General features: G+C 39.8%; 16 protein-coding genes. 7 read left to right on the top strand and 9 right to left on the bottom strand.

Annotation, left to right across the window (positions count from 1 at the left end; genetic code table 11):
- Window positions 1–240: 240 nt before the first annotated feature.
- The 4 genes from ABJD64_RS03080 to proS are packed head-to-tail and all read right to left on the bottom strand — an operon-like array spanning window position 241 to window position 4,120.
- The gene (locus ABJD64_RS03080) at window positions 241–1,095 is read right to left on the bottom strand and encodes a carboxypeptidase-like regulatory domain-containing protein (protein WP_348177292.1); all 855 of its coding nucleotides are present in this window, start codon (window positions 1,093–1,095) and stop codon (window positions 241–243) included.
- 14 nt (window positions 1,096–1,109) lie between these two features.
- Entirely contained in the window at window positions 1,110–2,084 is a 975-nt protein-coding gene (gene floA, locus ABJD64_RS03075; RefSeq protein WP_348177983.1) for a flotillin-like protein FloA, read from the bottom strand.
- A gap of 9 nt (window positions 2,085–2,093) precedes the next feature.
- On the bottom strand, window positions 2,094–2,624 hold the full coding sequence (locus tag ABJD64_RS03070; protein ID WP_348177290.1) for an NfeD family protein: 531 nt from the start codon (window positions 2,622–2,624) through the stop codon (window positions 2,094–2,096).
- A gap of 11 nt (window positions 2,625–2,635) precedes the next feature.
- Window positions 2,636–4,120: a proline--tRNA ligase gene (proS, locus tag ABJD64_RS03065; RefSeq protein ID WP_348177288.1), complete on the bottom strand. Its 1,485-nt coding sequence runs from the start codon at window positions 4,118–4,120 to the stop codon at window positions 2,636–2,638.
- 120 nt (window positions 4,121–4,240) lie between these two features.
- On the opposite strand from proS, the gene ABJD64_RS03060 reads away from it, so the two are divergent.
- Complete coding sequence (locus ABJD64_RS03060) at window positions 4,241–5,659, top strand: hypothetical protein (protein ID WP_348177286.1); 1,419 nt, start codon at window positions 4,241–4,243, stop codon at window positions 5,657–5,659.
- A gap of 20 nt (window positions 5,660–5,679) precedes the next feature.
- Window positions 5,680–7,224, top strand: coding sequence for a hypothetical protein (locus ABJD64_RS03055; RefSeq protein WP_348177284.1), 1,545 nt, complete (start codon window positions 5,680–5,682; stop codon window positions 7,222–7,224).
- Here ABJD64_RS03055 and ABJD64_RS03050 read toward each other — a convergent pair.
- Genes ABJD64_RS03050 through ABJD64_RS03030 form a run of 5 tightly spaced genes read right to left on the bottom strand, consistent with a single transcriptional unit; the run spans window position 7,214 to window position 11,711 of the window.
- Entirely contained in the window at window positions 7,214–7,729 is a 516-nt protein-coding gene (locus tag ABJD64_RS03050; protein WP_348177282.1) for a shikimate kinase, read from the bottom strand. The two genes, ABJD64_RS03055 and ABJD64_RS03050, sit on opposite strands and share 11 nt — an antisense overlap.
- Window positions 7,726–9,498 (bottom strand): ABC transporter ATP-binding protein, encoded by a 1,773-nt coding sequence (locus ABJD64_RS03045; RefSeq protein ID WP_348177280.1) that lies wholly within the window; start codon window positions 9,496–9,498, stop codon window positions 7,726–7,728. Before ABJD64_RS03045 ends, ABJD64_RS03050 begins: the two co-directional genes overlap by 4 nt.
- A gap of 22 nt (window positions 9,499–9,520) precedes the next feature.
- Window positions 9,521–10,264 carry a tRNA pseudouridine(38-40) synthase TruA gene (truA, locus tag ABJD64_RS03040; protein ID WP_348177278.1) on the bottom strand — a complete coding sequence of 248 codons (744 nt, stop codon included), beginning with the start codon at window positions 10,262–10,264 and terminating at the stop codon, window positions 9,521–9,523.
- Window positions 10,265–10,272: 8 nt separating this feature from the next.
- A complete protein-coding gene (kbl, locus tag ABJD64_RS03035) occupies window positions 10,273–11,460 on the bottom strand; it encodes a glycine C-acetyltransferase (protein ID WP_348177276.1) in 1,188 nt (395 codons plus the stop codon).
- 5 nt (window positions 11,461–11,465) lie between these two features.
- Complete coding sequence (locus ABJD64_RS03030; protein ID WP_348177274.1) at window positions 11,466–11,711, bottom strand: hypothetical protein; 246 nt, start codon at window positions 11,709–11,711, stop codon at window positions 11,466–11,468.
- Window positions 11,712–11,888: 177 nt separating this feature from the next.
- Here ABJD64_RS03030 and ABJD64_RS03025 point away from each other — a divergent pair, with 177 nt between their 5' ends.
- The 5 genes from ABJD64_RS03025 (at window position 11,889) to ABJD64_RS03005 (ending at window position 18,090) form a co-directional block, all read left to right on the top strand.
- On the top strand, window positions 11,889–12,674 hold the full coding sequence (locus ABJD64_RS03025) for an enoyl-CoA hydratase-related protein (protein ID WP_348177981.1): 786 nt from the start codon (window positions 11,889–11,891) through the stop codon (window positions 12,672–12,674).
- Between the two features lie 38 nt (window positions 12,675–12,712).
- Window positions 12,713–14,233, top strand: a complete 1,521-nt coding sequence (locus tag ABJD64_RS03020) for an oligosaccharide flippase family protein (protein ID WP_348177272.1) — start codon at window positions 12,713–12,715, stop codon at window positions 14,231–14,233.
- 177 nt (window positions 14,234–14,410) lie between these two features.
- A complete protein-coding gene (locus tag ABJD64_RS03015; protein WP_348177270.1) occupies window positions 14,411–16,153 on the top strand; it encodes a tetratricopeptide repeat protein in 1,743 nt (580 codons plus the stop codon).
- Window positions 16,146–16,895: a DUF4292 domain-containing protein gene (locus ABJD64_RS03010; RefSeq protein WP_348177268.1), complete on the top strand. Its 750-nt coding sequence runs from the start codon at window positions 16,146–16,148 to the stop codon at window positions 16,893–16,895. Before ABJD64_RS03015 ends, ABJD64_RS03010 begins: the two co-directional genes overlap by 8 nt.
- Window positions 16,882–18,090 carry a peptidoglycan DD-metalloendopeptidase family protein gene (locus ABJD64_RS03005; RefSeq protein WP_348177266.1) on the top strand — a complete coding sequence of 403 codons (1,209 nt, stop codon included), beginning with the start codon at window positions 16,882–16,884 and terminating at the stop codon, window positions 18,088–18,090. Before ABJD64_RS03010 ends, ABJD64_RS03005 begins: the two co-directional genes overlap by 14 nt.
- Window positions 18,091–18,183 lie beyond the last annotated feature (93 nt).

Here is an 18,183-nt window from a genome sequence, read left to right as displayed (position 1 = left end):
GATCAGTTAAAAACTCACCAGCTATGAGTGTTTCGCAATCACTAGTATCAAAGAGAATAAGGTTGCTTTTCGATAATGAAAAGAATGTTTGGTACGCCGTCATAGGAGAGCGAAAAAAATATCTTGGCGACGAACAAGAATGTCAGCAATTTTTAAAGGGCCTTAAAACCTGACAGTTGACTTTATTGTTTGATTTAGAAAGGCACGGGATGAAAATCTCGTGCTTTTTTGATTTTCAAATCACTCCTCTTCGCGTTCTTCAAGATGCTCGTAGTATTTTTTTATAGCGTCGGGCAATAGTTTGATCAGATTATATTCTGAGCAATCAGCCACATACTGCACGGTTAGCCCCGAATACTGAATGAAATCTCGATAATAATAATCATCAAAATATTCGTTGATCTGATCGAAGGCATTATCCAGATTGGCCTTGGCCTTGTTGTAAACCAAATCTTCGGCCTGTTTTTCCTTGAGATATAAATAGTTTTTCTTTTCCTCCTTGTATTGCTTACTAAAAGACCTATAGAGGGCAGTCATAGGACTTCCTATGGCAGCCAGTCCCAACTTATAATTCTTTTGAGGTGGTTTATTAGAATATTTTACACCAGGGATCTGAAAAGTGATTCGCTCTGGCTGCTTGATGATCGTTTCGGCCTGATAATCCGAAGCTATCTCCACACTTTCCAAAATAATTGTGCTCCGATGCATCGCTAAAATAACCTTTTGAACTTCGTCTACATTGGTAATCACAAGTGACAGTGAATCATAACCCACCAAGGAGAAGTGCAGTGTATCCATATGGTTTACCGCAAATTCGAATCTGCCCTCCATAGTAGTAGTGGTGCCCAAATACTCTTCCAAATAGACATGAACATTAGCCAACTCTTCGAGGCTCGTTCCATCTAGTACCTGTCCATGAATAATTACTTTCTGTGCCAAGCACAGCTGACTGGCAAATAGAATTAAAGAAAGAATTCCTGTTAGTGGTATGGCCGACCTACAAAAAACAGGCATCTTCAACATCCGGCTTTCGGTTCTCATTGTAGAACTAATGCCATGAATGTATCTGAAGATGCCCGTTAAATTAAAATTCAAAAAAGAATTTTTAATTATTTTTTCTTACCAGAACCTGAACCTTTTGGCTTAGAAATGGATTCTCTCATTTCCGTATCGGCTTTGATATTGTCCATTTTGTAGTAGTCCATGATACCAAGATTTCCTTCTCGGAATGCCTGTGCCATAGCTTTCGGCACATCAGCCTCGGCCTCGATTACTTTAGCTTTGGCTTCCTGCGCCTTCGCCTTCATTTCCTGCTCTACGGCTACCGCCATAGCTCTTCTTTCTTCAGCTTTAGCCTCTGCCACCTTCAAATCAGCTGCGGCTTGGTCAGTTTGTAAATCTGCCCCAATGTTTTTGCCCACATCAACATCCGCGATATCAATGGAAAGAATTTCAAAGGCAGTACCTGCATCCAACCCTCTTGTTAAAACCAACTTAGATATTTTATCAGGATTTTCTAAAACCTCTTTATGTGTGACCGCAGAACCTATGGATGTAACAATACCTTCTCCTACTCTAGCCAGGATAGTGTCTTCTCCTGCCCCCCCTACTAATTGGGTGAGGTTAGCTCGCACTGTTACCCTTGCCACTGCAATCAATTGAATACCATCTGAGGCAACTGCAGCGACTCTTGGCGTGGTGATGACCTTCGGATTTACTGAAATTTGTACTGCTTCGAATACATCTCTACCAGCAAGATCAATTGCTGCCGCCTGATTAAATTCCAACGCAATATTTGCTTTATCTGCTGAAATCAACGCTTTGATTACACTAGGCACATTTCCCCCGGCAAGGTAGTGAGTCTCCAACTCACCCGAAGTAACTTGCAAACCGGCCTTGGTCGCAGTAATAAGAGAATTTACTACCAATGATGGTGGAACTTTACGGATTCTCATGAATACCAATTCAAATAGCCCGACCTTAACTCCGGAAAACTGAGCGGTAATCCACAGACCTACGGGAACAAAATAGAGAAAGGTAAAAAACGCAACTATTCCCAGCATTGCGTAAATCGCATATATCATCATATTATTTTATGTTTTAATTGGTTCAACAAATATCTTATTACGTTCTAGTTTGATAATTTTTATAGGTTGGCTCTCTTCTACAAAATTACCTAATGAGGTCACTTCAAATTCTTTATCTTCAAACTCAGCCTTGCCAATTGGCTTGAGAGAAGAAACAGTGGTACCTTCCATTCCGATTTCCAAACCGGAGGTCAAATCTTTATTTACGGGAGTCCTCATAGCACCTTTGAGCGCAAAACGCTTCCAAGCTCCAGATTTAAAACTGAGAACAACAGCCACAAACATTAGGGTCAGGGAGCCGACAAGCACAAAATGACCAGCAGTCTGTCCATACAATTCGTAACTTCTATAGACTCCATAAGCTCCCGTAAGAAATCCCAATATTCCTACTATAGTAGTACCAGGAACAAAAATTATCTCAACGATAATCAATGCCACACCTGATAGAATAAGAAACGCTATGAGAAAATAGTCAAGCAATACAAGTGGTTTAAAATGAGGGCCTAATATACAAAATAGGCATGGAATTAATTCCATGCCTATGTTTATTAATATGCTTTTGCGAATACAACGCGACCCGCTGAAGGTTTACCAGAATAGACACATTTACCGGCTTCTTCTTTCTGGTCTATCGGTATACAACGTATGGTTGCTTTCGTTTCGTTCTTTATATTTTCTTCCGTTTCAGCAGTACCGTCCCAATGTGCATAAACAAAGCCGCCTTCTTCACTTTCAATAATTTTCTTGAATTCGTCATATGTATCAGCCGTGAAGGAATGTTCTTTTCTATAGTTAAATGCCTTTTTATAAATGGTCTCTTGTATATTATCTAATAACGACGATATGCTTTGAACAAAATTATCATCCAAAGGCATCACATTTTTTTCCAATAAATCTCTTCTGGCCACTTCGACCGTTCCATTCTCCAGGTCCTTTGGGCCAATGGCTATTCTTACTGGTGTACCTTTTAATTCATACTCAGCAAATTTCCAACCTGGCTTATGTGTCTTCCTGTCATCAAACTTGACACTGATACCTACTTTCTTTAGATTCGCTTTAATTTTAAGCGCTACTTCAGATATTTCAGCTAGCTGCTCATCACTTTTGAATATAGGCACTATCACTACTTGAAATGGTGCCAACTTAGGAGGCAATACCAATCCCTGATCATCAGAATGTGCCATGATAAGCGCACCCATCAATCGAGTACTTACACCCCAAGAAGTACCCCAGACATATTCCATAGCACCACCTTCAGCGTTTGCAAATTTCACATCGAAAGCTTTGGCAAAATTTTGTCCCAAGAAATGCGAAGTTCCAGCCTGAAGCGCTTTGCCATCTTGCATTAACGCTTCAATACAATAAGTATCTTCTGCTCCAGCAAAACGCTCGCTTTCAGTTTTTACGCCTTTCAATACTGGAAGTGCCATATGATTCTCAGCGAAATCAGCATAGACATTCATCATCTGAACTGTTTCGTCAATGGCTTCCTGCTTGGTTGCATGGGCAGTATGGCCTTCTTGCCAGAGAAACTCTGCAGTTCTAAGAAAGAGGCGGGTCCTCATTTCCCAACGTACCACATTGGCCCACTGGTTTACTAAAATGGGCAAATCCCTGTAGGACTGAATCCAATTCTTATATGAATTCCAAATGACAGTTTCAGAAGTAGGACGGACAATTAATTCCTCTTCCAGCTTAGCTTCAGGATCAACCACCACGCCCTTGCCGTCTTCATCATTTTTCAACCTATAATGAGTAACTACAGCACACTCTTTGGCGAAACCTTCAACATGAGCCGCCTCCTTGCTCAAATATGATTTGGGAATAAAAAGTGGAAAATAGGCATTTGAATGTCCGGTATCTTTGAACATTTCATCCAAAGCAGCTTGCATTTTTTCCCAAATAGCAAATCCATACGGTTTGATTACCATACAACCCCTTACAGCCGAATTTTCGGCTAAATCTGCCTTCTTCACTAACTCATTATACCACAAAGAATAGTCTTCGCTTCGCTTTGGTAATCCTTTACTCATCTTGATTTATTAAATTTGGTATGGATATTGCTCTTCTCTTGTTAGAAAAATTGGACACAAATATAATATGTTGTCCAGTAATTAAAATCAATGTCTTACCATTTAAACTCGGAGGTCGTTATGATACACAAAAATTTCAAATTCGCCGCTCTCTCTGCTCTTATCCTGATGATGGGATTGACGCAGATTGGATTTGCTCAAAATGAATACGACGACATGTATTTTTCTTCGAAGGATCGAAAGAAAATAAAATACACCGAGGATACTCCAACTGATGCGAGTACTACATATCAATCTTATTCCAACAACACCTATGGCAATGCCTCTTACTCTGCCAAAGAGGTGAACCCAGAATATATTGAAAAATACAAGCAGCAAGCTCGTCAGTCGGTCAATGGCGATAACTATGAGAATAAAACTTCAGAAAACGATAACTATCAAAATCCTACATATAGTAGTCAGGATTATTACGTAGAGGATCAAGTTGCAGAATACGATGATGAATCATTTTATAATGACCCAAAATATAACAGACAGAGTCAGCCAACTGTTGTGAATAACTACTATGGAGCAGGGTACTATGCAGACCCATACTACAATAGGTTCAATACCTGGGGACCATCATTTGGATTTGGCTTTAACAGTTTCGGTGGATGGTATTCCGGCATAGGTATTGGTTTTGGCTGGGGTAACGCATTTTATGACCCCTTCTTCTACGACCCTTTCTTTTGCCCAGTTTATAGCTTCAACAGATTCAGATGGTATAGTCCATACTATGGCGGATATGGATATGGTGCCTATGCTGCGACTGGCTATCAGGCCGAACGATATTACAGAAATGTTACCAGAGGTGCTCGATATACTCGGGGGTCTACTGTGGCCAGAAGCACAAACATTTCAAGAATGTCCTCAACAAGACCTTCTAGATTATCCGGGCGTGCAGCAGCCGTTGCAAGCAACGGCCGGACAAATAGTTCAGCTCGAGTTGCGTCAAGCACCGGAAGAAGTAGTTCAAGCAGCCGAAGTCGGTCAGCAACTGCAAGAGATTCCAGGGATTACAGTCGCTCACAAAATGAATATTTGCGACGAGCGAATGTAAGTACTTCCAGATCCAGACTTTCGGATGTGTCCAGTCGATCCACCTCACGTTCATCGACCAGAACTAGGGAGACATACTCAATAAGTAATTCAAGATCAACTACCTCAAGACGAACTTCTCAGAATGTGAATACGCGAAGCAGGTATGAACCAAACAAAACGATTTCCTCATCACCACGTACGGTAAGAAGTTCTTCGGCTCGATCAACCGGTAGTTCCTCTGGCAATGTAAGAAGATATAGTACTCAAAGCTCGGGAAGAAGTTCAGGATCCTACTCAGGTAGCAGGTCATCTTCACCAAGTCGGTCCTATTCAACTCCATCACGGTCTAGTAACAGCCGGGTTAGGATCAGTAGCCCAAGTCGATCTAGTTCACCGAGTCGTACAAGTTCGCCGAGCCGATCTTCGGGATCATCAAGTAGATCATCAAGAGGTAGATAAGTATTCAAAAAAATCGAAGTATGAAGAGGCTATTTTTTTTAGGTTTAATGCTCGTGGTGTGCGTTTTTTCTACGCAGGCTCAGTTTGGATACTACAACGACGCATTGCAATTCAGCAGGACTAATTCTATTGGGACTGCCAGAACTCAGGCGCTGGGAGGAGCACAAGTTGCGCTAGGTGGTGACATCAATTCAGCCTATGCCAATCCCGCAGGACTAGGTTTCAATAGAAGCTCTGTGGTCACCTTTACGCCCTCAATTAATTTCTACAACAGTGAGTCTGAATATTTTGGAGAATTAACCGATGACTACAAGGCAAATTTCAACATTGCTAATTTGGGAGTCATTTTCAATTTTGCAAATAGCGACATTGAAACGAGTAAATTCAAAGGAGGGTCATTTGCCATTACGGTAACTCGAGAAAACAACTTTCATAGCGATATCAGATATGATGGGTTTAACACAACCCCATCTGAGAGTGGTATCAGCAGATCTTCCATTGTGGAATCCTGGCTTGACCAAGCATGGGGTACTCCTGTAGATCAGCTCGGAAATCTTGGTATTGTCTACGACGCCTATAACCACTATTTAATCAATGATTTTGTTGACCCAAATGAACCCAATGGGTATAATAAGTTCATTGGAGACTTCCCACGCCAGATTGAGGTGCTTACCAGTAAGGGCAGTCAGTATCAGTGGGACTTTGCCGCCGGAGGAAATTATGATGATATCCTTTATTTCGGCGCTAGTTTAAGTATTAACTCAATCAGATATACAAAAGAAAACACCTATACCGAGTCGGAATTTCTGTACAACAACGCACCCGATGACGCGATCAATGAAGTTAGTACTAGAACAACTTTAGATGTACGGGGAACAGGAATAAGTGGAACATTTGGACTTATAGCACGCCCCGCCGATTTTCTAAGAATTGGAGTGTCGGCAACCACGCCTACTTATTATGGCATGAGAGAGGAAAGTTCTGAAGATTTATTTACTTCTTACAACAATTGGGAATATGCCATTACCGCTGACTCCTCAATTGTGCTTCAAGACTTCTACGATGAATACTTTAGCGAATCCTCATACAACATTACGACTCCATTCAAGCTAACAACCGGTGCAGCCTTCTTCCTTGGTAAGCATGGGTTTATCTCGGCCGATGTTGATTTTATTGATTATTCGTCAGCCAAGCTAAAATCAAGTGACTTTAATGTTTCTGAAGATAATCAAACTATAAAATCTCTTTACCAAAACACTATAAATTTCAGAGTTGGAAGTGAAATACGCCTGGATGCATTCAGATTAAGAGGGGGTTATAGCTATGAAGGAGACCCATACTTGAGCAGTGGAATTGACAATAGTATCAAAAAAATATCAGCAGGATTGGGTTATAGAAATCAAGAATTCTTTGTTGATGTATCTGCTGTTCATTCTAAGTGGAATACGGCTAGAAGTCCATATACCATTTACTCCTTTGACGATCCAAATTTGAACATTAGCCCTACAGCTTTTACAGAAAACAAGAACTTAAATGTATCAGTGACCTTCGGGGTCAACTTTTGACAGAATCTAGAAATTGGACAATATCGTCCAGTTTAGAATTGGTAGTGAATGAGGCTTTCTTGTAATAAGGAAGCCTCTTATTATATAGAGCCTCCATATCAGATTCCAGAGTGGAGTCACTCATTTGTCCTATCAGCGGACGACTCTTCTTGTCTTCTTGCACACGTTCCACCAAAGTTTCCATTGGAGTATCAAGAAAGACAGTGGTACCGGACATATTCATCAGAGTCATGTTGTCATAGAAGCAGGGTGTGCCTCCTCCCGTGGCAATTACCGCTGGTTCGTTTAGTCGAATCAGCATCAACAACACACTTTTTTCCAGTTCACGAAAGTAATCTTCCCCTACCTGAGCAAATATATCTGGGATAACCCAGCCAGCCATGCGTTCAATTTCTTCATCAAGATCGAAAAAGTTCCTATTAAGCTTTTCAGCCAATTCTTTTCCCAAAGTAGACTTACCAGAACCCGGCATGCCTATCAAAAATATTTTCGGCGAGTGTTTCAAGCGATTTTGTTCTTTAGCTCCTTGTATTGCATGCTATGAAGTTGTGCATAATAACCCTCTTTTGCAAGTAATTCGTCGTGCGAACCAGATTCTTTTATCTCTCCTTGCTCCAAGACAAGAATTTTGTCTGCGTGCTGAATTGTAGAAAGCCTGTGGGCAATAACAATAGAGGTACGGCCTTTCATCATACGATCAATCGCCAGCTGAATTAATTCTTCCGTTTCCGTATCAACACTCGAAGTGGCCTCATCGAGAACAATAATCTTGGGATCATAGACCATGGCCCGGACGAATGAAATCAGCTGACGCTGACCTACGGATAACGTTGAGCCGCGTTCCATGACATTGTAATCCAGCCCTCCAGGCAATCGTTCGATAAATTCTCGTGCACCAACCAGTTCTGCAGCCTCCATTATTTGCTCTGAAGAAATATCCGTGTTACCTAAGGTTATATTTTTTTCAATCGAATCAGAAAACAAAAAAACATCCTGCAATACAACACCAATGTTACGACGCAAGGCATTTAGCTCAAATTCATGAATATTATGCCCATCAACTTCAATAGTCCCCTGGTTGATATCATAAAAACGACTCAGTAAATTAATAATGGATGATTTACCTGCACCAGTTGCTCCAACCAAAGCAATGGTCTGGCCTGAATCTACATCAAAGTTGATGTTTTTTAACACATAGTCTTCATCATTATAAGCGAACCATACATCTGTAAACTTCACCCTTCCCTCCAGTTGCATGGGATTGAGGGAGCCTTCATTTGAAATATGTTCATCATTTTCTAACAAATCGATTAATCGATTTGAACTTACTATTCCCATTTGAAGCGTGTTGAACCGATCGGCAATCATTCTTATAGGGCGAAAAAACATCTGAATATACATGATAAAAGCGATTAGCACGCCAGGCTGATATTGGGCATCTATCATCTTTACGGCTCCATACCATACGACCAAACCAATTCCAATCGCCTGAATAACCTCCGCCACAGGAAAATACACCGAGTAGTACATCACAGACTTAACGTTTGCCTTTTTGTGTTCTCGATTGATTTCCTTGAATTTTTTTAGTTCTCTTTCTTCACTATTAAAAATCTGGACAATGCTCATGCCAGTAATGTGCTCTTGTACAAAGGAATTTAAGTTGGAAACAGCCGTGCGAACTCTATTGAAAGATACCTTGATTTTCTCTTTGAAAATATAAGTCGAGAAAACTAGCACAGGCAGAGTGGACAAGCTAACTAAAGTAAGTTTCCAATCTGTATAGAACATAAAGATTAAAATAACTACCAACTGAAGTAGGTCCCCGATCATCATGGCGATCCCCTGGCTAAAGACGTCCGCCAGTGTTTCGATGTCCGAGATGTTTCTAGTCACCAATCTTCCTATAGGAGTCTTATCAAAAAACTTGAGCTTGAGCTTTTGAATATGTTCATAAAGGTTTGTGCGAATATCTCGAATGATATATTGACCCAACCAGCTCGAGAGGTACGTGTGGCCGTATTGTACAAATGCTTGTGCAACTAGAAGTGTCACCAACAAACCAATCATAAATATCAATCCATCAAAATCCCCATTGGCAACTTCGTTGTCAATAGTGATCTGAATTAAATAGGGTCTGATTGGGACCAGTATTGCCAAGGCTATAGTCAACAATACCAATAACCAAAATTGAGACATATACGGCTTCGCGAAGACAAATATCCTTTTTAAGACTTTGAAATCGAGTATTTTGCCGTCAACTTTTTCTTTTTCCAAACTAAATTAAACGTGAACTGAGTTAAAGATAAATGTCTTTTGGGTAGGTAATGTCCCGCAAATATAGACCATGTGCCGGAACAGAACGGCCTGCTTTTTTCCTATCCTTGCTTTCTAACACTTTTTGAAAATCTGATATCGACATGCGTGCCTGACCGACCTCTAGCATGGTACCTACAAGTGCTCTAACCATTCCCCTCAAAAATCTATTCGCACTTACGTGAAAATGAGTCCCATCGTTATGCTTTTCCCAATTGGCATTAAATATTTCACAATTAAAGTTATTGACCTCAGTTTTGACCTTGCTCATAGCCTCAAAATCCTCCCATTTTTTGATCAAATCACAACAAAGATTCATCTGCTCTAGATCGAGAGACTGATTGAAATGATACGACTGCCCTTCTTTGAAAGGGCTTTTGTGCTTATGCATCTTGTAGACGTAGCCTCGAGACATGGCATCAAACCTGGCACTGGCGCTTTCTTTAACTCGCATCAAGTGATTAATGGCAATGTCCTTAGGCAACAGACTATTTAGCTTAGCCATTAGCTGATCCGCGTCAATTTCTTTTTCGTGGTCAAAATGAACCATTTGCATGATTGCATGAACACCTGTGTCCGTTCTGCCACTTCCAATACTCGAAATATCTGTCCTCAATATGGTAGATAAGGCTTCATTGAGTACTCCTTGAACAGTGCGTGCGTTATTTTGAATTTGCCAACCGTGGTAAGACGAGCCGTCATAAGAAATATCAACGAAGTACCTCATGCAATCTATTAAATGACCTTTAGCTCCTTACCTACTTTGGTAAATGCGGCTATCGCTTTATCCAAATGATTCTGATCATGAACAGCTGACAGTTGAACACGTATTCTGGCCTGACCTTTAGGAACGACGGGAAAGTAAAAGCCAATTACGTAGATTCCTTCCTCCAATAGTCTGGCAGCAAATTGCTGGGAAAGCACCGCATCATAAAGCATGATTGGCACGATCGGATGATGCCCTGGTTTGATATCAAAACCAGCAGCAGTCATTTTTTCACGGAAGTATTGTGTGTTTTCTTCCAACTTATCTCTGAGTTCTGTAGTCTCGCTCAGCATGTCAATTACCGCAATCGAAGCACCGACGATTGAAGGTGCCAAAGTATTTGAAAACAGATAGGGTCGGGATTTCTGTCTCAACATTTCAATTATTTCCTTTTTTCCTGATGTAAACCCTCCGGAAGCTCCACCCAAAGCTTTACCCAACGTACCTGTAATAATATCGACGCGATCCATTACTCCACAGAGCTCGTGCACGCCCCGACCAGTTTTACCCATAAATCCAGTTGAGTGGCATTCATCAGTCATTACTAAAGCATCATATTTATCTGCCAGGTCACAAATTTTGTCCATTTGGGCAACTGTGCCATCCATAGAAAATGCTCCATCGGTTACAATAATTTTGCATTTTGCATCTTTTGCTTCAATTAGTTTAGCCTCCAGGTCAGCCATGTCATTGTTATTGTATCTGTATCGCTGAGCTTTGCACAATCTTACGCCGTCGATTATTGAAGCATGATTAAGCGAATCAGAAATAATCGCGTCTTCAGGTCCAAAAAGTGGCTCGAAAACTCCCCCGTTGGCATCGAAGGCAGCGGCATAAAGAATGGTATCCTCGGTACCTAAGAAATCTGATATTTTTCTTTCCAACTCTTTGTGAATATCCTGGGTGCCACAAATAAATCTCACGGAAGACATTCCAAAGCCATGTGTATCGATGGCCTTTTTGGCTGCCTCAATTACTTTTGGGTGTGAAGAAAGACCAAGATAGTTGTTTGCACAAAAATTAATAACCTCTTTGCCTTCGCTTGTTTTTATATCGGCTCCTTGAGGGGTGGTTATGATTCTTTCTGATTTAAAAAGACCAGCTTCTTTAATCTCTTCTAGTTGAATTTTCAGTTTGGACTCTAATGATTTGTACATTTGAATTATCCTATTTTGGGTTTAAACTTCATTTTGGGTTTGGATGGCAATTCACCTTCTTGCTCTTTCAATAAATACTTTCGTCTGATTGGGTTAATCAGAAAAAGTTTTTGAGCGGTAAAGCTGTCTGGGTGCGATTGTTCAAAGATAATTGCCAGTTTTTCAAACAATTCAGATTCTGCACTTTTGAATTGATCTGGATCAATTTTCTTTGAAATCAAATACGTTTTAAAGTCGATATCGTTTTCCATCACGTCGCAAATATACGGTTTGTTCATAAAGTGAAGCGCGAAAATTTTTATCAGACAACACATAATATTTTGACCAAAAATGACATTCCTTAATTTGGACGTTAAGTAAAAAACATTGGCAATCGTAGTATTAATTCTCAGCATTAAATAGATTTGAAAAAACCATTATTCACCACTATGGATCAATTGGAAACACTGGCCTTACAAAACTCTGACGGTATCCTGACGATTACGATCAACAGAGAATCGGCATTGAACGCACTGAATCAGAAAACATTGAATGAACTCAAAGGCACTTTTGAAGAAGCTATTGACAATGTTGATATTTCAGGCATTATTCTCACCGGAGCAGGTGAAAAGGCGTTTGTAGCAGGGGCAGACATTACCGAATTGGCCAATTTAAATGAGGTAAATGGACGGAATTTTTCCGAAAAGGGGCAAGAAATTTTTGACCTAATTGAGGGTTCGGCGAAGCCAGTCATCGCAGCTGTTAATGGTTTTGCTCTGGGTGGTGGATGTGAATTAGCTATGGCATGCCATATGAGAATCGCAACCGCAAATGCCAAATTTGGACAACCCGAGGTGAACCTGGGTGCCATACCCGGTTATGGGGGAACCCAACGACTTACACATCTAGTTGGTAAGGGTAAGGCCATTGAGCTCATGCTAACAGGTGACATGATTGACGCAGAAGAGGCTCTTTCACTTGGTCTTGTCAATTACAAAGTGGATACCAAAGAAGAAATGCTTTCAAAAGCTGAAGAAATTCTGGCCAAGATTACAACAAAAGCACCGCTTGCTGTTGGCATGGTCATCGATTGTGTAAAAGCAGTATTTACAACGGGTGAAAATGGCTATCAGACTGAGGCTAATTCTTTTTCAAGATGTTGTGGTACAGAAGACTTTAAGGAAGGCACTTTGGCTTTTCTTGAAAAGCGAAAGCCCAATTTCAAGGGCGAATAATTAATTCGATCTATGATAATAAGAAATCTGGCTAAGACATGAGTACAGTCAAAGGATTAGCTGGAGACACTATGTGGTATGGCCTGAGTAGTATAGTAGGCAGAATGATTTCGTACCTACTTGTTCCGCTCTATACCACAGTGTTTCTTCCTGGTGAATATGGTATAGTTACTGAACTTTACGCCTATACTGCATTCCTCTATCCTGTATTCACCTATGGCATCGAAACGGCTTATTTTCGGTTTTCCAACAAAGACCCCGACGGTGAGAGCGGACTATTTAACCTGGCAACATCATCACTGATTTTGTCCAGTATCTGTCTGGCAAGTTTACTATTCTGGTTTGGTGCTGATATAGCAGTTTGGCTTGAATACCCAGGCAAAGAAATGGTATTCTACTGGCTGGCTGCGGTACTTACAGTGGACGCTATAACTGCAGTTCCATTTGCCAGGCTTCGCTTTCGTAAAAAGGCCAAAAAATTTGCCTTCATTCGTTTTTTTAATATCACTTTCGCTGTTTTTCTGAACCTATTCTTCCTAGTATTCTGTCTAAACATATACGAAGGAGACTGGTTCCCACAATGGAGGCCTTTCATGCTTGAGCATTATGACTTTGAATTTAAAGCCAAGTATGTTTTTTTATCCAACCTTATTTCAAATTCCCTACTAATTATTCTTTTGATTAAAGAGTTCAAAGGCTTCAAGTTCACCTTTAGTCGAAAAAAATTTACCCCAATTATATTATACGCATCTCCATTACTCTTCATGGGATTAGCGGGCATGACCAATGAAATGCTATCTCGTGCATTACTGAAGTTTTGGCTACCTGCTGGCTTCTATCAAGACCAAACTAGCATGGACGCTTTGGGTATTTTTGGTGCTTGTTACAAATTGTCCGTTTTTATGATGCTCGGGATACAAGCTTTTAGATACGCAGCTGAACCTTTTTTTTTCTCTAACGCGGAGAGTAAGGATTCACCCGCTTTATTTGCTCGAGTCATGACAGGATTTGCAATATTCAATGCGTTCATTTTTGTTTCTGTCTCATTGAATTTGGAGGTAATAGGTATGCTGTTTCTTTCGAAACCAATTTATCGAGAAGGGTTATACATTGTTCCATTTCTCTTAATGGCATATTTTTTTAATGGAATCTATTACAACTTATCTGTATGGTATAAACTTACCGACCGAACTATATATGGGGCTTTGATAACGATATTGGGGGCGCTAATCACAATCGGGCTGAATTACGTTTTAATCCCAATCATGGGATATTTTGGTAGTGCCATTGTCACATTGATTTCATTTCTAGCTATGGCCGCCACTAGTTACATCTTGGGAAAAAAATACTATCCAGTACCGTATCAGGTAAATAAAATTCTCTCCTACGTGGTGTTTTCTTCTTTTTTGGTGTTCGGTTTTTATCAATTCGATTCCGGCAACTGGTTGATTAATTTTATCCTTAGAAACCTTGGTGTGTTGTTATTTGTTTTAGTAACATACTTTTTAGAGCGAAGGCATCTTTCTGGCCGAGTGGTTTTCGGTCTAAAAATTCCTTAAATTATCAAATAATTTGGATTTGCTTTGAGTTTAGTCGGAATCCAAATTTTAAGTAGAACGTCTGGGAATTAACTTTTAACAAATCAATGAAGTCAAAATCAATAAGGTAAAGCGGTTTTTCGTTAATTTTGTGAACCCTAACTAATTATTATTATTGATCGTTAGATCGAGACAACAATGACAGTATTTCGTACCATATTTCTTTTTTCGCTACTATTGATATGGAGCAATGACGCTTTTTCCCAAAAGAAAAAGAAAAAAAACAAGGAGCAGGTAAAAATAGAAAGGGTACAATTCCTGACGGAAGAAGAAAAAGCTGAAGTTGATCACTATTTCTTAGAGGGAGAGAAATATTTTTTGCTCGAAGATCTGTCCAAAGCCATGAGTGCCTTTCAAAAAGTGTTGGAATTAGATCCCAAAAATGCTGCTTCACACTATAAAATTGCACAGATCTATAGCGATGGTAGTGATATGAATAAGGCCCTGCCTCATGCCATATTCGCTAAGAACTTTAACCCCGAAAACAAATACTACTATCTGCTGGTCACACATATACAAACTAGCTTGGGCGACTTAAATGCTGCGGAAAAGACTTACATCGAAATGCTAGACAAGGTTGGGGGTACCGAAAACTACCTTTTTGAACTAGCCGCAGTGCAGTTATATCAGAAAAAATATGCCGAAGCTCTGGACACTTATCAAAGGGCGAGGAATCATTTTGGCCAGATGGAAGAAATCACAATCCAAAGGCAGCAGATATATCTTAAAATGAATCGATTGGATTTAGCCATCAATGAAGGAAAAGAACTTGTTGAGCAGTATCCAAACCAGCCATCTCACGCTCTTTCTCTAGCCCAAATGATGCTATCAAATGACAGATATGAAGAGGCCGAAAAGTTCATTCTTTCCAAAATTGATCATTATCAAAACAATGAACGGCTTTATATTTTTTTATCAGAGGCTTATGGTAAGCAAAAGAAATTTGCTGAAGCTATCAAAGTGTTGGAGATTCCATTTGCAAGCAGCACGCTAGATTTATCAAGAAAAATACGAACAATGGCAGGTTATTTGGCTATGCTTCCAAATGACGAACTAAATCAACCACTTCTTGCGCTTTCGGAAACCCTTGTAGAAACCCACCCAAAATCGTATCAGGCCTTAGCCATGACCGGAGACTTGTATTATAACATCAATAACAGACACAAGGGTCGAGAATACTATCTAAAAGCGGTAAAAATTGACGGCTCAAATTTCAATATTTGGCAAAATATACTCTCACTCGATTTAGAATTGGAAGACTATGACGGAGTCATCGATCATGCCAATCAGGCGCTAGAAATATTCCCCAATCAGGCCACACTGTACTACTTTGGAGGTACAGCATATTTGATTAAAAAAGATTATGAAAATGCACTCAAAATATTCAATGCAGGAAAATCATATGCTGCCCGTGACGCAAACATGAAAAGTTTATTTCATGGTCAGCTTGGAGATGCATACAATAGCCTGGGCGATCACAATAAGTCCGATGAAGCCTACGAAATTGCGCTGGACGCAAAACCAGATAATGACCATGTGCTCAATAATTACAGTTACTTCTTATCACTGCGTAAAAAAGATCTGAACAAAGCTTTTGAGATGTCATCAAAGCTGGTTAAAGATTATCCTGAGAATTCAACCTACCTGGATACACATGCCTGGGTCCTTTATATGATGGGTGACTTTGTTGGAGCAGAAAAGAATTTAAAACAGGCCCTGTTATATGAGCCTAGTTCGACAATAATCGAGCATTACGGAGATGCCTTGTTTAAGCTTGGAAAAATTGACGAGGCCATTATACAATGGAAAACGGCTCGCGATATGGCCGAAGATACAACCACACTTGATAAAAAAATAGCAGATAAACAGCTCTATGAATAGATTTATCCTATGCCTCACAGGCCTGTTGGCTTTATCGGCTTGTAGCAAAAAATTGGCGATATTTTCCTCCAAATCAGAACAACTTAATCTGAATAATCTGGACTATTACAATCTGTCAATAAAATCAAGAATTAAATATAAAGATGAGAATCGTGATCTTAAAGCAACGGCTAATATCAGGGTTCGCAAGGACAGTATCATATGGTTCTCTCTTACCCCAGGTTTAGGCATTGAGGCAGCCAGAGGAATAGTAACTAAAGATTCTATTATCATTTTGGATAAGATTCACAAAGAATACCAGGTATTGAAAGTCTCTGAGTTATCCAACAAGTATCATTTCGACTTTGATCTTAAATTAATCGAATCCATCATCATTGGTAACCTAATTTGGCCTATCACGGATGAAGATGAAATCAACAAAGAGGAAGGTTATTTTAAGGTAAAAAAATCGGAAGGCGATTTGAGTGTTATGAACTATATAGGTTCAAATTCTATGAAGCTAGAGAAGATTCAAGCGGTAAGCGATACCAGTAGAAATGCCATGAATATAGACTACGTAGATTTTCTTAAAGTAGATGGCAAAATCGTGCCGTCGGAAATCAATATGCTAATCAACTACCGATCAAAAAGAAACAAGGCTAAGAAAGTATCTAAGGTTCAAATTCGACATTCAAAAATCAGCATCAATAAAGAAGACTTGAATTTCGCATTTAGCATTCCTGATAAGTATGACCCAATGTAAATTCTTTACATGGTTGTTTTTGATCACAACCCTATTTTGTACTTACGAGGGCATCGCCCAAAAAAGTAAATCTCAGATTGAAAAAGAGAAGAAAGACAATCTGGCTAAAATCTCTGAGGTTCAGAAGATTTTAAAGGAGACCGAAACAGAAAAAAAAGCATCTATTGGTCAACTTCAGGCACTTAACAAACAAATTGAGGCAAGACGAGCTCTTATTTCTTCTATTACTCAAGAAATAGAACTTATCAACGGCGAGATCAGCGACCTTTCGATCGTAGTAAACTCACTACAGACAGACTTGGAGCACCTTAAAGACGAATACGGGCAGATGATATATGATGCCTACAAAGCCAATCAGGGATTTAGCAAATTGACTTTCCTTTTTTCTGCAGAAACATTCAACCAGCTCTTTCTAAGACTCAAATATCTCGAACAATATACTAAGGCCCGAGAGGTGCAGGTAGAACAGATTGAAAAAGTCAGAGATGCGCTTAACCAGCAAATGGGGGTATTGGTAGTAAAAAAGGAGGAACAAGATGCTTTACTCAAATCAAAGGTTAAAGAAAATAAGAATTTACTGTCCTTAAAAAACAAGCAAAGCAAGGTAGTTCAGGAACTGAGCAAACGTGAAAAAGAACTTAGAGCAGAAGTTGCGGAGACCAAAAAAGCTGTGACGAGGTTGGATAAATTATTAGCTAAGATTATAAAAGCAGAGATTGAAAAATCCAATGCTGGCAAAAATGCCAACTCAATCAATCTTACAGCTGACATGGCACGCATTTCTACCTCTTTCGAAGGTAAGAGAAATCGACTTCCCTGGCCTGTACAATCCGGCTTTGTTTCAGAAAGGTTTGGTAAACATCCCCATCCGGTTTTAAAAAATATCTGGGTGGAGAATCAAGGCGTGGATATCCAAACTCAAAAAAATGCTCAGGTAAAGGCTGTTTTTGAAGGCAAAGTTGCAACAACTGCCTTCGTGCCTGGAATGAATCGTGTAGTCATCGTTCAGCATGGTGATTATTATACACTCTATGCCAAACTGAAAACTGTTAACGTCAAAAAAGGACAGGTTCTTAGGGCCAATGAGAGTTTGGGTGAGGTCTTCACTAATAGCGACGGGATTTCAGAGCTTCAGTTTCAGGTATGGAAAAACAACGTAAAAATGGATCCTGAAAAATGGCTTGCCAATAAATAACTTACTTTAGTACAAATTCACATTTTTCATTTTTTTAACGAATTATTGAATTTCATCTAATATTTGGATTGATTCATTGAAAATTACCTCCTT

Origin of the sequence: Reichenbachiella sp. (assembly GCF_039944555.1) — a bacterium.
GTDB lineage: Bacteria > Bacteroidota > Bacteroidia > Cytophagales > Cyclobacteriaceae > Reichenbachiella.
This window is presented reverse-complemented; position numbering and strand designations above follow the sequence as displayed.

Bases quoted from the DNA above. Each gene is read 5' to 3' on its own strand.
- floA (WP_348177983.1), bottom strand. From the start codon at position 2,084: ATGATATATGCGATTTACGCAATGCTGGGAATAGTTGCGTTTTTTACC.
- truA (WP_348177278.1), bottom strand. From the start codon at position 10,264: ATGAGGTACTTCGTTGATATTTCTTATGACGGCTCGTCTTACCACGGT.
- ABJD64_RS03025 (WP_348177981.1), top strand. From the start codon at position 11,889: ATGGATCAATTGGAAACACTGGCCTTACAAAACTCTGACGGTATCCTG.
- ABJD64_RS03005 (WP_348177266.1), top strand. From the start codon at position 16,882: ATGACCCAATGTAAATTCTTTACATGGTTGTTTTTGATCACAACCCTA.
- ABJD64_RS03020 (WP_348177272.1), top strand. From the start codon at position 12,713: ATGAGTACAGTCAAAGGATTAGCTGGAGACACTATGTGGTATGGCCTG.
- ABJD64_RS03055 (WP_348177284.1), top strand. From the start codon at position 5,680: ATGAAGAGGCTATTTTTTTTAGGTTTAATGCTCGTGGTGTGCGTTTTT.
- ABJD64_RS03010 (WP_348177268.1), top strand. From the start codon at position 16,146: ATGAATAGATTTATCCTATGCCTCACAGGCCTGTTGGCTTTATCGGCT.
- ABJD64_RS03060 (WP_348177286.1), top strand. From the start codon at position 4,241: ATGATACACAAAAATTTCAAATTCGCCGCTCTCTCTGCTCTTATCCTG.
- ABJD64_RS03030 (WP_348177274.1), bottom strand. From the start codon at position 11,711: ATGGAAAACGATATCGACTTTAAAACGTATTTGATTTCAAAGAAAATT.
- ABJD64_RS03015 (WP_348177270.1), top strand. From the start codon at position 14,411: ATGACAGTATTTCGTACCATATTTCTTTTTTCGCTACTATTGATATGG.
- proS (WP_348177288.1), bottom strand. From the start codon at position 4,120: ATGAGTAAAGGATTACCAAAGCGAAGCGAAGACTATTCTTTGTGGTAT.
- kbl (WP_348177276.1), bottom strand. From the start codon at position 11,460: ATGTACAAATCATTAGAGTCCAAACTGAAAATTCAACTAGAAGAGATT.
- ABJD64_RS03070 (WP_348177290.1), bottom strand. From the start codon at position 2,624: ATGGAATTAATTCCATGCCTATTTTGTATATTAGGCCCTCATTTTAAA.